This window comes from Glycomyces tarimensis, assembly GCF_054776215.1.
On sequence record NZ_BAAHCB010000005.1, the window covers coordinates 63,307 to 76,833 of the forward strand.

General features: G+C 70.8%; 12 protein-coding genes. 10 read left to right on the forward strand and 2 right to left on the reverse strand.

Annotated features, from left to right (window positions below):
• Nucleotides 1-69: 69 nt before the first annotated feature.
• Nucleotides 70-825, reverse strand: a complete 756-nt coding sequence (locus ACYVK3_RS05915; protein ID WP_460496355.1) for an SDR family NAD(P)-dependent oxidoreductase — start codon at nt 823-825, stop codon at nt 70-72.
• An 84-nt stretch (nt 826-909) separates the two neighbouring features.
• On the opposite strand from ACYVK3_RS05915, the gene ACYVK3_RS05920 reads away from it, so the two are divergent.
• Both ACYVK3_RS05920 and ddaH read left to right on the forward strand, forming a co-directional pair.
• Entirely contained in the window at nt 910-1,503 is a 594-nt protein-coding gene (locus ACYVK3_RS05920) for a TetR/AcrR family transcriptional regulator (RefSeq protein WP_460496356.1), read from the forward strand.
• A gap of 103 nt (nt 1,504-1,606) precedes the next feature.
• Nucleotides 1,607-2,452, forward strand: a complete 846-nt coding sequence (gene ddaH / locus ACYVK3_RS05925; protein WP_460496357.1) for a dimethylarginine dimethylaminohydrolase family protein — start codon at nt 1,607-1,609, stop codon at nt 2,450-2,452.
• A 688-nt stretch (nt 2,453-3,140) separates the two neighbouring features.
• Here the strand turns inward: ddaH and ACYVK3_RS05930 are convergent.
• Nucleotides 3,141-3,695, reverse strand: a complete 555-nt coding sequence (locus ACYVK3_RS05930) for a hypothetical protein (RefSeq protein ID WP_460496358.1) — start codon at nt 3,693-3,695, stop codon at nt 3,141-3,143.
• A gap of 193 nt (nt 3,696-3,888) precedes the next feature.
• Between ACYVK3_RS05930 and pdhA the strand changes: the two genes are divergently transcribed.
• From pdhA to pstB, 8 genes are all read left to right on the forward strand, one after another.
• Complete coding sequence (pdhA, locus tag ACYVK3_RS05935; protein WP_460496359.1) at nt 3,889-5,043, forward strand: thiamine pyrophosphate-dependent dehydrogenase E1 component subunit alpha; 1,155 nt, start codon at nt 3,889-3,891, stop codon at nt 5,041-5,043.
• The gene (locus tag ACYVK3_RS05940; RefSeq protein WP_460496360.1) at nt 5,040-6,014 is read left to right on the forward strand and encodes an alpha-ketoacid dehydrogenase subunit beta; all 975 of its coding nucleotides are present in this window, start codon (nt 5,040-5,042) and stop codon (nt 6,012-6,014) included. The genes pdhA and ACYVK3_RS05940 overlap by 4 nt, the downstream gene beginning before the upstream one ends.
• 10 nt (nt 6,015-6,024) lie before the next feature.
• Nucleotides 6,025-7,377, forward strand: coding sequence for a dihydrolipoamide acetyltransferase family protein (locus ACYVK3_RS05945; RefSeq protein ID WP_460496361.1), 1,353 nt, complete (start codon nt 6,025-6,027; stop codon nt 7,375-7,377).
• Between the two features lie 450 nt (nt 7,378-7,827).
• Complete coding sequence (locus ACYVK3_RS05950; protein ID WP_460496362.1) at nt 7,828-9,285, forward strand: hypothetical protein; 1,458 nt, start codon at nt 7,828-7,830, stop codon at nt 9,283-9,285.
• An 83-nt stretch (nt 9,286-9,368) separates the two neighbouring features.
• Nucleotides 9,369-11,156 (forward strand): NHL domain-containing thioredoxin family protein, encoded by a 1,788-nt coding sequence (locus ACYVK3_RS05955; protein ID WP_460496363.1) that lies wholly within the window; start codon nt 9,369-9,371, stop codon nt 11,154-11,156.
• Nucleotides 11,157-11,270: 114 nt separating this feature from the next.
• The gene (locus ACYVK3_RS05960; protein ID WP_460496364.1) at nt 11,271-11,468 is read left to right on the forward strand and encodes a hypothetical protein; all 198 of its coding nucleotides are present in this window, start codon (nt 11,271-11,273) and stop codon (nt 11,466-11,468) included.
• 175 nt (nt 11,469-11,643) lie between these two features.
• The gene (locus tag ACYVK3_RS05965) at nt 11,644-12,498 is read left to right on the forward strand and encodes a DUF6042 family protein (protein WP_460496365.1); all 855 of its coding nucleotides are present in this window, start codon (nt 11,644-11,646) and stop codon (nt 12,496-12,498) included.
• 199 nt (nt 12,499-12,697) lie between these two features.
• Nucleotides 12,698-13,507: a phosphate ABC transporter ATP-binding protein PstB gene (gene pstB / locus ACYVK3_RS05970; RefSeq protein ID WP_460496966.1), complete on the forward strand. Its 810-nt coding sequence runs from the start codon at nt 12,698-12,700 to the stop codon at nt 13,505-13,507.
• Nucleotides 13,508-13,527: the final 20 nt, after the last annotated feature.

Below are 13,527 nucleotides of genomic sequence, written 5' to 3' on the forward strand. Positions count from 1 at the left end.
GCGGCCAGGACAAGCCGCCGCGGCCCGATCGGTACACGCCGGGTGGGACCGGCGAGGGCCCGTCACGGCCTAGAGCTCTGAGCCCCCGGTGGCGTCGATGACCTGGCCGGTCGTCCATCGTCCGGCCTCAGAGGCCAGGAACAGGACCGGTCCGGCCACGTCCTCGGGCCGGCCGACCCTGCCCAGCACGGACCTCGCGGCGGCGGCCCGCTTGGCCTCGTCGTCGCCGCGCAGCCATTCGGCATTCATATCGGTGTCGATGATGCCCGGCGCGACCGTGTTCACCGTGATGCCGCGCGGCCCCAGTTCCTTGGCGAGTGCCAGCGTGAAGGTGTCGACGGCGCCCTTGGTCATCGCATAGGCGACCCCTTCGGGGAAGGCGATGCGGGTGGCGCCCGAGCCGATGTTGACGATCCGTCCGCCGTCGGGCATCGACTCCAGCGCGCGGCGAGTGAGGAAGAACAGCGACTTGACGTTGACGGCGAAAGCGCGATCGTAGTCCGCCGCGGTGACCGCGCCGATGCCGCCGAAGGCGCCGACGGCCGCGTTATTGACGAGGATGTCGAGCTCGGCTCCGCCGAGTTCGGCCGCGACCGCGTCGATCAGGTCGTCGGCGCCTTCGGGCCGTGCCAGGTCGGCCTTGACGGCGAAGGCGCCGCCTCCGGCGGCTTCGATCTCGTTGACGGTCTCCTTGGCGGCATCGGTGTTGTGGCCGTGGTGGACGGCGACGCGGGCACCGGCGCGAGCGAGTTCGAGTGCGATGGCGCGGCCGATGCCCCTGCTGGCACCGGTCACGAGGGCGGTCTTCTCGGAGAGGTCGTGCATGGTCCATCCTTTATTGAATGATCGATCAACAACTGATGGCCGTCACCGTAGCACATTCTTGAGCGATCGATATACAATGGGCCGGTGACAAGAGGACGACCGCGCTCCTTCGACCGCGACAAGGCCCTGGAACAGGCACTGCGGGTCTTCTGGCAGCACGGCTACGAGCCGGCTTCCATGGCCGCGCTCACCGAGGCGATGGGCATCAGGCCGGCCAGCCTCTACGCCGCCTTCGGCGACAAACGCCGCCTCTTCAGCGAAGCCGTCGCCCGCTATCAGGACACCTACGGCTCGTTCACCACCGCCGCCCTCGAAGAGGAACCGACCGCCCGCGGCGCCGTCGAGCGGATGCTGCGCGAGATCGCCTTCAACTACACCGACCCCTCGCACCCTCCCGGATGCCTCGTCATCTCGGGCGCGGTCAACCACGGCCCGGACGCCGACGACATCGAAGCGGAACTGCGCGCACTGCGCAGGCAGACACTGGAGGCCATCGCCGAGCGGGTTCGCAAGGGCATCGCGGACGGCGAGCTGCCCGCGCGCACCGACGCCTCGGCGCTCGCGGCGTACATAGCGGCCGTCGCGCGCGGCATGTCGTGCTCCGCCCAGGACGGCGCGAGCGCGCAGGACCTCCTGGGGATCGCCGAGCTGGCGATGCGCTCCTGGCCCGAGCCGTAACGCGCGGCCCGCCCGAACCGGATCGGCGGCGGTTCGGTCACATCCAGAGTGTCGGCGCGTCGCCGGCGGGCGAAACGGCGCCTTCGCTGTCTACACTTCCGCCATGGAGAAACACCGTTCTTCACCCGAGGCCCCCGCGATCCGGGAGCCCCGCCGGCGCACCTACCTCATGTGCCGCCCCGCCTACTACGCCGTCGAGTACGCCATCAACCCATGGATGGACACCTCGACTCCCGTTGACACCGCCCTCGCGTGCGCGCAATGGGAGACCCTCGCCGACACCTACGCCGCCCTCGGCCACGACGTCCAGCGCATCGAACCCGAGCCCGGCCTGCCCGACATGGTCTACGCCGCCAACGGCGCCTTCGTCGTCGACGGCATCGCCTACGGCGCCCGCTTCCGCCACCCCGAGCGCACGCCCGAAGCCGACGCCCACGAAAAGTGGTACCGCGCCGCCGACTGGACCTTCGCCGAGCCCGAACACACCAACGAAGGCGAAGGCGACTTCACCTACCTGCCCGGCCGCGGGCTCATCCTCGCCGGCTGGGGCTTTCGCACCGACGCCCGCGCCCACGCCGAGGCCGCCGACGTGTTCGGCCGCCCCGTCGTCTCGCTCCGCCTCGTCGACCCGCGCTACTACCACCTCGACACCGCACTGGCGCCCCTCGACGACGAACGCATCGCCTACTACCCCGACGCGTTCGCGCCCGGCAGCCGCCTGCTGCTCGAACGCCTCTTCCCCGACGCGGTCATCGCCGACGCCGACGACGCCGCCGCGTTCGGCCTCAACTTCGTCGCCGACGGCACCAACGTCGTCGTGAACGCCGAGGCCACCGGTATGGTCGAGAAGCTCCGGGACGCCGGCTACCAGCCCGTCCCGGTCGACCTGTCCGAGCTCAAAAAGGGCGGCGGCAGCGTCAAATGCTGCACCGCCGAACTGCGCCGATAACGACGCCATCAGGGCCGACGCGCCGGCGGTGTCGCCTCGCGCCGCCGCGAGCGTCCCCTGCCGGCCCGGTGCCTGACCGCGCGGCGCGTCCCACGGCGAAGCCGCCGGGCCGTTGATCGGCAGCGGCGGAGCTCCGGGCCGGCGGAACGCCCGCGCCAGCAGCGCGTCGATGTGCCACACCCGCTTGGCGTGGGTGGCCGGCAGCCAGAAATGCCACCGGTGCGGCGTGGCCGCGCTCGGGCCCTCCAGCACCGTGAAGTTCAGCTCGACGCCCGGACCGCTCGGGTCCGCCGACCAGCGCAGCTTCTCCACCGCCGAGACCGGCGCGTCCAGACACAGCCGGATCCGCCCCAGCAACCGAGACTGCCTCGTGACGACGATGCGCTCGGTGGTGAGCATGAGCATGCAGTCGCCGCTGGCCAGACCGTCGGAACCGACGCAGCCGGTCAGCAGCGCCACCCGGTCCGAAGGCCGGACGTTGCGGCGGAGGAGTGGAACGTGTCGGCTGAGGATCGTCGTGGTCAGGCCTGCCTCAGCCGAGGAGGCGAGCATGGTGCGGGCGAAAAGGTCCATGTGCTTGTACCCCACAGGTATCCGTGTGCGTTCGTCACTCTGCGATGCGCTCTCACTAGCTGTAACGAAAAATTGCGCATGCAGGTTACGGCTGCGGGTGCAGAGTTTCACCAGCTCACCCCTTCGGGCGAGGCGATGATCCGGGCTCCTGTTCCACAATCGGGTTCAGGGGCGCACCGGTGTCCGAACGCTCGTCGTCCTCGTCCGAGTCTTCCTCGCCGTCGTCCGACGGCCGCAGCTGAGGACGGTCGCAGTTCCAGTCCTCCTCGGCGGGCACCAGCTTCGGATCCTCGGACTCGGTCGCCAGCTCCGGTTCCGGTTCGACCGGGTGTGGCCGCGGCTCCGGCTCCGGCTCGGGCGCCGCTTCCGTCTCCGCTTCGACCCGCACGCGTTCGAGCTGCGGCACGGGCACCGATTCGGCCTCCGTCGTCGGCTCCGTCCCCTCAGGCGAGGACTCCGGATCCGCCGTCAGCTCGGCCTCGATCACGATCTCCCCCTGACCGCGATCGGGCGGTGCGGCGGTGTCGACGCCCCCGTGGAGGCCCGTGGCGCTCAGGAACGCCCACCCCACCGCGGCGAAGGACGCGACCGTCCCCGTGCTCACGCCCACCAGCGCGAACCACACCCCCCATGGCCAGCGTCCCACCTGATCGCTGCCCTTCTGGCGCACGAAGCGCTCCTTCCCGCCACCCCCGTGCGACGAAACGCGCGTTCAGGACCGATGATGTCGGTGGCCGAACCGAGATGGCTACTTAGCGTCGAATGTCAGCCTACAAATGGTAGTCGGACCCGAGGTGCGGAGCGCGGACGCCACGGCTTTGAGATGCTTGGATACACCGGAATACCAATACGAGGAGGCAATCATGGGCGACCAGAAGCGTCCAGCCAAGAAGACGGCCAAGAACCGTCGGAATTCCGCCTCAGCGAACGAACCAGAGTTCGTGCAACTGCTCTCCCCCGAGGGAAAGCGCCTCTCCCATCCCGACTACGACCTGAACCTCACCGACGAGGAGTACCGCGGCCTCTACCGCGACCTCGTCATCACCCGTGAGCTCGACGCCCAGGGCACCGCCCTGCAGCGCCAGGGCCAGCTGGGCCTGTGGCCGAGCCTGCTCGGCCAGGAGGCCGCCCAGGTCGGCTCCGGCCGCGCGCTCAAGCCCCAGGACACCGTCTTCCCGGCCTACCGGGAGCTCGGCGTCCAGTGGTGCCGCGGCCTCGACGTGATCTCGGCGTTCGCGCTGTTCCGCGGCGTCGACCTCGGCGGCCGCGACGTGGCCGCCGACCGCTTCCACATGTACGAGATCGTCATCGCCTCCCAGACCCTCCACGCCGCCGGCTACGCCATGGGCGTCGCCAAGGACGGCGCGGTCGGCGGCGACGACGGCGAGGCCGTCGTCGTCTACCACGGCGACGGCGCCACCGCCGAGGGCGACTTCAACGAGGCGCTGATCTGGGCGGGGGTGTTCAACGCGCCGCTGGTGTTCTTCTGCCAGAACAACCAGTACGCGATCTCCGAGACCAACGCCCGCCAGTTCCGCGTCCCGCCCTACCAGCGCGCCGAGGGCTTCGGCCTGCCCGGCGTCCGCGTCGACGGCAACGACGTCCTGGCGACCTACGCGGTGACCAAGGCCGCCCTGGACCGGGCGCGCACCGGCGAGGGCCCGAGCCTGGTCGAGGCCTACACCTACCGCATGCAGCCCCACACCACGTCCGACGACGCCACCCGCTACCGCGACGAGGCCGAACTGGACTACTGGCGCGCCAAGGACCCGATCCTGCGCTACCGCACCTGGCTGGAGGCCGAGTCGCTCGCCGACGAGGCGTACTTCGCCTCGATCGACGACGAGGCCGTCCAGCACGTCCGCGAGCTGCGGTCCCGGGTCATGGACCTGGCCGACCCGGACGTGACCGAGATGTTCGATTCGGTGTACGCGCAAGCGCCGCCGCACTTGCAGGCCGAGCGCGCGGAGGCGGTCGCCTTCCGGGCGTCGCTCGACGAGGGGAGTGAGTCCCGATGACCACGATGACGATGATCAAGGCGCTCAACACCGGCCTGCGTCGCGTCCTCGAAGAGGACCCCAAGGCCCTCATCATGGGCGAGGACGTCGGCCGCCTCGGCGGCGTGTTCCGCGTGACCGACGCCCTCCAGAAGGACTTCGGCGCCGAGCGGGTCATCGACACGCCCCTGGCCGAATCCGGCATCATCGGCACCGCGATCGGCCTGGCCCTGCGCGGCTACCGGCCGATCTGCGAGATCCAGTTCGACGGCTTCGTCTACCCGGCGTTCGACCAGCTGGTGTCCCAGCTGGCGAAGATCCCGAACCGCTCGGGCGGGCGCGTGCGCCTGCCGGTGGTCGTCCGCATCCCCTACGGCGGCGGCATCGGCGCGATCGAGCACCACTCCGAATCGCCGGAGGCGTACTTCGCGCACACCGCGGGGCTCAAGGTCGTCACCTGCGCCGACCCGAGCGACGCCTTCTGGATGATCCAGCAGGCCGCCGAATCGGACGACCCGGTGATCTTCTTCGAGCCGAAGCGCCGCTACCACGCCAAGGCCGAGGTGGACACCGAGCGGGCCCCGCTGGGCCTCCACGAGGCCCGTGTCGTCCGCTCCGGCTCGGCGGCGAGCCTCATCGCCTACGGGCCGACCGTGGACGTCGCGCTGAACGCCGCCGCGGCCGCCGCCGAGGAGGGCCTGGAGCTGGAGGTCGTCGACCTGCGCTCGCTCTCACCGATCGACTGGGAGCCGCTGGAGGCGTCGCTGCGCAAGACCGGCCGGGCGATCGTCGTCCACGAGGCCGCCGGGACCCTCGGCATGGGATCCGAGCTCGCCGCGCGATTGTCGGAGCGGTGCTTCTACTCCCTGGAGGCCCCCGTGCTGCGGGTGACGGGCTATGACGTCCCTTATCCGGCGAGCCGCCTCGAAGAGGACTACCTTCCGAACCTGGACCGGGTGCTCGACGCCGTCGACCGGTCACTCGAGTACTGAGGAGCGGACCATGGGTCAGAAGATCACGTTCAACCTGCCCGACCTCGGTGAGGGTCTCACCGAGGGCGAGGTCGCCGCCTGGCTCGTCGAGCCCGGCGACGACGTGAAGCTCAACCAGCCGTTCGTGGAGGTCGAGACCGCCAAGGCACTCGTGGAGGTGCCGAGCCCCTACGACGGGAAGCTCGCCGAGCACCACGCCTCGCCCGGCGACACCGTCGACGTCGGCGCTCCCCTGGCCACCTTCGAGCTCGAGGGCGCCGAGCCCGAGAAGCAGCAGGAGGAGGACAAGCGCACCCCCAACCTGGTCGGCTACGGCGCCAAGGAATCGGCCCCGAAGCGGCGCAAACGCAAGCGCGAGGCCGAGGGGGCCCCGCCCGAGCCGGCCGCCCCGGAGCCCCCGAAGGCCCCCGAGGCTCCGGCGCCGGTCGCGGAGCCGTCCCCGATCGCCGAGCCGACCGCACCGACGCTCGCCAAGCCGCCGGTGCGCAAGCTCGCCAAGGACCTCGGCGTCGACCTGGCCTCGGTCACCCCGACCGGGCCGAAGGGCACCGTCACCCGCGCCGACGTCGAAGCGGCCTCGGCGACGCCTGCGAGCCGCGACTCGGCTCGGGAGCAGACGGGTGCGACCGCGACTCCCGCGCGCGTCGCGTCGCCCGAAGGCGGCGAGGAGCGCATCCCGATCAAGGGCGTCCGCAAGATGACCGCGCAGAACATGGTGGCCTCGGCGTTCACCGCTCCGCACGCCACGGTGTTCCTCACCTGCGACGTCACCGGCATGATGGCGACCGTCGCCGAGCTCAAGACGCGACGCGAGTTCGCCGACGTCAAGGTCTCGCCGCTGCTGCTGGTGGCCAAGGCCGTCCTGCTGGCGTGCCGTCGCCACCCGATGATCAACGCCTCCTGGGACGAGGCCGCCGGCGAGATCGTCGTCAAGCGCGATGTGAACCTCGGCATCGCCGCGGCCACGCCGCGGGGCCTGGTGGTGCCGAACATCAAGGCCGCCCAGAGCCTGAGCATGGTCGACCTGGCCGAGGCGATCGTCGACCTCGTCCGCACCGCCCGCGACGGCAAGACCCAGCCCGGCGACATGGCCGGCGGGACCTTCTCGATCACCAACGTCGGCGTCTTCGGCATCGACACGGGCACGCCGATCCTCCCGCCGGGGGAGTCGGCGATCCTGGTGTTCGGGGCCGTCAGGCCGCAGCCGTGGGTCCACGAGGGCGAGATCGCGGTCAGGCAGGTCACCACCTTGGGCCTGTCGTTCGACCACCGCCTCATCGACGGTGAGCTCGGTTCGCAGTTCCTCGCCGACGTGGGCGCGTTCCTCACGCACCCAGGGGAAACGCTGCTCGCGTGGACGTGATGCATCGCACCTGAGATTCAATGGCAGATCTCAGTATCCGGTGTTGTAATTGAGGCAATGAAACGACGAGGAAACATAACATCGAAGTTTCATTGCGTCGCCTATCGATGACGGGGAGTCGAGCGTCGAATGGTGGCGGATGCCTCAATGACAACTGAGGCCGTTGACTTATCTCCTCCCAATGGTGCGGCGGACAGCGCCGAGTCCCCGCACCGCACGGAGACCCTCTCCAGGGGGTTCTCACACCGGCCGGGCGCCGCGTAGCCATGAGGGGTGGGCTACAGTCGGCGCCCGGCCTTTCTCTTTGCCTCGGCATTGCTCATCGCTCACCGCATCGGCGCAATTCGTCCGTAACCCTGTCGAGTGAGCGCGTGCCCTGCTGCTGTACCGTGTGCTTCGTCTGGCGTCCTCCCCGGGACGCCGGGCCGAAAGCACCATTGAGGAGCAGCCGTGACCTCCGAGCAAGGCAACGCGTCAGAAAAGGGCGAGGCCCCCGAAGACCGGGCCCCCGAGAACAGTGCCTCCGTCGAGGACGGCACGACACAGGAAAGCACCCCTGAGCCTGGGGGCGCCCCTGAAGCCACCGAGTCGCACACGCCCTCGGCGCCCGATCCCGTGCCGCCGCCGGAGGCCGAGCGCACCCCCGAGCCGGCCGATGCCGAGCCCGGCGCCGCAAGCGAACCGAAGGCCGAGACCTCGGCCGACGCCGCCGACGAGGCCCAGGCGGCCGGGAGCACTCCCGAGCCCGCCGAGACACCAGCGGCCGAAGCCGCGCCGGAGCCCGAAGCCCCCGCCGGGTCGATCGACGAGGGCGCCACGCAGTCCATCCCGGCCACCTCCTCGGTCGACATCGAGATCCCTCCCGCGCCCGCGGCCGATGATTCCGCGCCCGAGCAGGTGCCGCCGTCCGAGCCCGCCGCCCCGGCGGCCGAGGCCCCCGCCGAGACCGCCTCCGCCACTGGAAGCTTCGACGACGAGGGCACCACGGTCCTGCGCTACAGCGCCTCGGACCAGCAGCCCGAGCCGTCCCCGGCCAAGGACGTCGCCGATGAGGCCACCACGGTGCTTCCTCCCCAGGGCGTCGGCTTCAACGCCCCGGCCCCCTACGGCGACCAGTTCCAAGGCCAGCAGCCTCCGCAGCAGCAGCCCCAGCAGCCGCAACAGCAGCAGCCGTCGCCCTCGTCGTGGCCGTCGCCGCCGCCGAGCCCGCTCGGCGGCGTCATGCCGCCCGCCGACGCCGGTCTGCCGCCCGCGCAGCAGCCGCCGCAGGCGCACCCGCAGATGCCGAACGCCGGCCACCAGCCCCCGCCGCAGTCAGACGACACGCAGCGGCTCATCATCGGCGCCCAGTCGCCGCAGAGCGAGCCGCCGCGGCCGATGGCGCCCGGCTACGAGTCGCACCAGCAGCCGACACACCAGGACCAGCAGATGTCCCAGCCCGGGATGTACCAACCCACGGCCCCCGGCGCCTATCCCGGGCAGATGCCGCCCGGTTCGGTTCCTCCCGGCTCGGTCCCGCCCGGTCAGGGCGGCCCCGGCCAGTACCCGCCCCAGCCCCAGCCGGGCAAGGGCCGCAAGAAGTGGCTGGTCCCGGTCATCGTGATCGCCGCCGTCGTCGTCATCGGCGGCGCCGCCGCGGCCGCGTTCTTCCTGTTCCGGCCCCCCTCGTTCGAAGAGGGCGGGTGCGTGCGCCACACCGGCGGCGACACCGCCGAGGCCATCGACTGCGAAGAGGCCGTCGAAGGCGAGGACTACGAGATCACCTCGAAAGTCAGCGACGGCTCCGAATGCGCCGACGCGGGCCGCGAGACCCTCACCGTCGGCGAGGACGTCTACTGCCTGACGCTCATCGGCGCCGAGGAAGAGGGCGCGGACGAGCCCACCGCCGAGGCGACCGAAGGCGAATAACCGCAGATCCACGGCTCGAGACCCGGGTCCCATGGCGTTTTCCCACGGGGCCCGGGTCGTCGCGTGCGCGCTAGGCTCTCGGGGTGACACAGTCTCGCGTGCGAGCGGCCGAACTCGTCGGCCGCGGGTGGCTCAACACGGGCGGGCGCCGCCTCGACCTCGAGAGCCTCAAAGGGAAAGCCGTCGTCCTCGACTTCTGGACGTTCTGCTGCATCAACTGCCTCCACGTCCTCGACGAGCTGCGGCCCCTCGAGGAGAAGTACGGCGACGCGCTCGTCATCGTCGGCGTCCACTCGCCGAAGTTCGACCACGAGCGCGACCCCGACGCGCTCGCCGCCGCCGTCGAACGCTACGGCGTGGCCCACCCCGTCCTCGACGATCCGGACCTGACCACCTGGGACGCCTACGCCGCCCGCGCCTGGCCGACCCTCGTCGTCATCGACCCGCTCGGGTACGTGGTCTCCACCATGGCCGGCGAGGGCCACGTCACGGCACTCGACGCGATCATCGGCGGGCTCGTCGACAAGCACACCGCCGACGGCACGCTCGACACCGAAGGCTCCCCGTACGTCCCCCCGCCGCCCGCAGGGACCACGCTGCGCTTCCCCGGCAAGGCCCTCGCCCTGCCCGGCGGCGACGTCCTCGTCTCCGACTCCGCCCGCCACCGCCTCGTGCGCCTCGGCCCCGACCTCGCCACCGTCGCGGACGTCGTCGGCACCGGCGAGCGCGGCCGCGCCGACGGCGCCGAGCCCGAGTTCAACGAGCCGCAGGGCCTCGCACTCCTGCCGGACGACGTCGCCGAACGCGTCGGCTACGACGTCGTCGTCGCCGACACCGTGAATCACCTGCTGCGCGGTCTGCGCCTATCCGACGGCCAGGTGAGGACCGTGGCCGGCACCGGCGCCCAGTGGCGCGGCGACGGCGCCTCCGAGGCCGCCCTCGAGGCCGACCTGTCCTCCCCGTGGGACGTGGCCTGGTTCGACGGGAAGATCATCGTCGCGATGGCCGGGATCCACCAGTTGTGGTACTTCGACCCGGTCGCCGGCACCGCCGGCCCGTGGGCCGGCACCACCGTCGAGAGCCTCAAGGACGGGCCGCTGGCCGAGGCGTGGATGGCCCAGCCCTCCGGGCTCGCCGCCGACGGCGAGCGGCTGTGGCTGGTCGACTCGGAGACCTCCGCGCTCCGCTACGTCCAAGGCGGCCGGATGCACACAGTCGTGGGCCAAGGCCTGTTCGACTTCGGGCACGTCGACGGTCCGGCCGCCGAGGCGCTCATGCAGCACCCGCTCGGCGTCGGCGTCCTCCCCGACGGGGCCGTCGCCGTCGCCGACACCTACAACGGCGCGCTGCGCCGCTACGATCCGGGGACCGGTGAGGTCACCACGCTCGCGACCGGCCTGGCCGAGCCCAGCGACGTCATCGTCGCCGGCGGCGAGGCGATCGTCGTCGAATCGGCCGCGCACCGCCTCCTCGCGCCCGAGCTCGCCGAGGCCGCCGTCGACGGTGAGCACCACCGCGTCACGCGCAAGCGCACCGCGGTGGCGCCGGGGCGTCTGCGACTCGAGGTCCTCTTCGAGCCTGCCGCCGGCCAGAAGCTCGACTACAGCTTCGGTTCGCCGATCTCCCTCAAGGTCTCGGCCGACCCGCCGCAGATGCTCGTCTCCGGCGCGGGCCCCGGACAGGAGCTCGTCCGCGAGATCGAGCTCGCCGACGGCGTCGAGCGCGGCGTCCTCCAGGTCGTCGCGCAGGCCGCCACGTGCGACGCCGAGGCCGAACACCCGGCCTGCCACCTGACCCGCCAAGACTGGGGCGTGCCCGTGGACGTCACGGCCGGCGCCGCGGACACGCTCAAGCTCGTCCTGCGGTCGTGACCGCTCTGCGCCGGTCTGGCATATTTCATGTCCGGGCGGCGTGTCGGCGTCCGGTGCGAACCGAGCGCGCATTAGCTTTGCCACAGCACACCGCTCGTTCGAGGGAGGAACGCCGTGACCGCCGAGGTGCACGTCCGGGAACAGTACGCCGAGTACGAGCACTGGCTCGTCATAAACCCGGCCGACCAGATCGTCGAGGTCCGCCAGCTGCTGGCCCAGCAGGTCAGGACCGTCGAGTACCTCGCGCCCAGCTACGACGGCTCGCTGGCCGACTTCGAACCGGACCTCACCGGTATTCAGTTGCACGGCTAGGCGAGCACGCCCTTCCGATCGATGTCCGGTGACGGCGATCGGAGTAGTGTCAGCGCTGCCCGCCGCACTACATCGCGCCCCGGCGCCCCCGCCGGTGCCCCCGATTCCGCTACAGGCGAACCACGCTGGGGCCGCGCGCTGCGGCGCTGTCGTCCCGCGCTGCTACCGTCGATGAGTGGAAGCTTTCGAAAGGCCCTTCGGCGGCGATGAGACCGGCCCGGTCCAAGCCCCGATGCACCCCGCGTGGATCCGGCTCATGCCGTGCAGCATCGAGCTGTTCCGGACCGTCCCGTCCCTGAACCCGTTCCCCGCCTCATGGTGGGCCGACGTCTTCCCCGAGGACGACATCTGGAACGAGCCGGTCTGGTGCGACCCGGGCGACGTCGACGACTGGATCGCCGAGGCCCGCGAGCACCACTACGGGGCTTCCCCGGAGGTCGTGGAGAAGGAGGCCCGCGAGGAGTACGACCGGGCCACCGCCGAGCGCTCGGAGCGCATCGCCACGTTCACCACCCACTGCGAGCGCTCGGGCCTGCCCGTGCCGCACACCGTTCGCGACCTGCTCGAATTCCTGCTCGCCCTCGGCCTGTACCGCGGTGAGACCCGCGACGGCCAGCTGCACGTCGCGCCGCAGCTGTACATCAACCCGTTCGACGTGCTCGCCTTCGACAAGCTCGAGGCCATCGAGGAGGCCGCCGACCAGCGCGGCGACCTCGAAGAGCTCACCGCGATCGCCATCAGGCGCGTCGGCGGCGTCGAATACGAGTTCGACGATGAGGGCCATTTCGCGCTCCCCGGCGGCGCCTCGTCCGTCACCGTCACCGTGGACCTCGTCGCCCTCGGCGACGACGCGGGCGTCCCGGCGCAGGTCGTCCGCGGCATGCTCATGGAGCTCGCCGAGGACGGCGACGTGAGCGCCTCGGTCGACCTCGGCACCGTCGGCCTGAGCGAGGACTTCACGCTCACGGCCTCCGACGACCTGCTCGGCGGCTACCCGAACGACGAGCTCCTGCCGCCCGAGCACGCCTGAGACGCAACTCAAACACCGTTCACGCTACGTTCACTCGCAAGCCCACTGCCGTGCACCTGAATGGCCTTCTATGAGTACAGGACACGTTAACAGCGGTTGAAATTCGGTGATAGGAGTTCGCGTGCCAGTGAACGAGAGCGGTCGGCGGACCGAAACGGTCCAGGTGGAAACCAGGGCCCCCGGCGCACGGCAGCAGGCCGTGCCGGTCGACGGCTCGGGAGCTTCGACGAGGCTCGAGACCGTCATCGAACTCAAGGGCGTCGACATCCACTACGGCAAGGCCCACGCCGTGCGTGGCGTCTCGCTTCCGGTGGCGCGCAACCGCATCACCGCGATGATCGGCCCCTCGGGCTGCGGCAAGTCCACGGTGCTGCGCTCGATCAACCGCATGAACGACCTCATCCCCGGCGCGCGCGTCACCGGTGAGATCACCTATCACGGACAGGACATCTACGCCTCCGGCGTCGATCCGATCGCCGTGCGCCGCCACATCGGCATGGTCTTCCAGAAGGCGAACCCGTTCCCCAAGTCGATCTTCGACAACGTCGCCTACGGCCTGCGCATCAACGGCATGACCGACGGCCTCGCCGACCGGGTCGAGCAGGCTCTGCGCGGCGCGGCCCTGTGGGACGAGGTCAAGGACACGCTCAAGAAGAGCGCCCTGGCGCTCTCGGGCGGCCAGCAGCAGCGCCTGTGCATCGCCCGAGCCATCGCGGTCCAGCCCGAGGTCCTGCTCATGGACGAGCCGTGCTCGGCGCTCGACCCGATCGCCACGGCGCGCATCGAGGAGCTCATGAACGAGCTCGTCGAGGACTACACGATCGTCATCGTCACCCACAACATGCAGCAGGCCGCCCGCGTCTCGGACTCGACGGCGTTCTACTCGGCCGATGTGGACGACGCCGGCGAGCGCTACGGCTACCTGGTCGAGTTCGACGACACCCAGAAGCTGTTCTCCAGCCCGTCGGACAAGCGCACCGAGGACTACATCACCGGTCGCTTCGGCTAGGGCTCACCGACGGGGGTGTG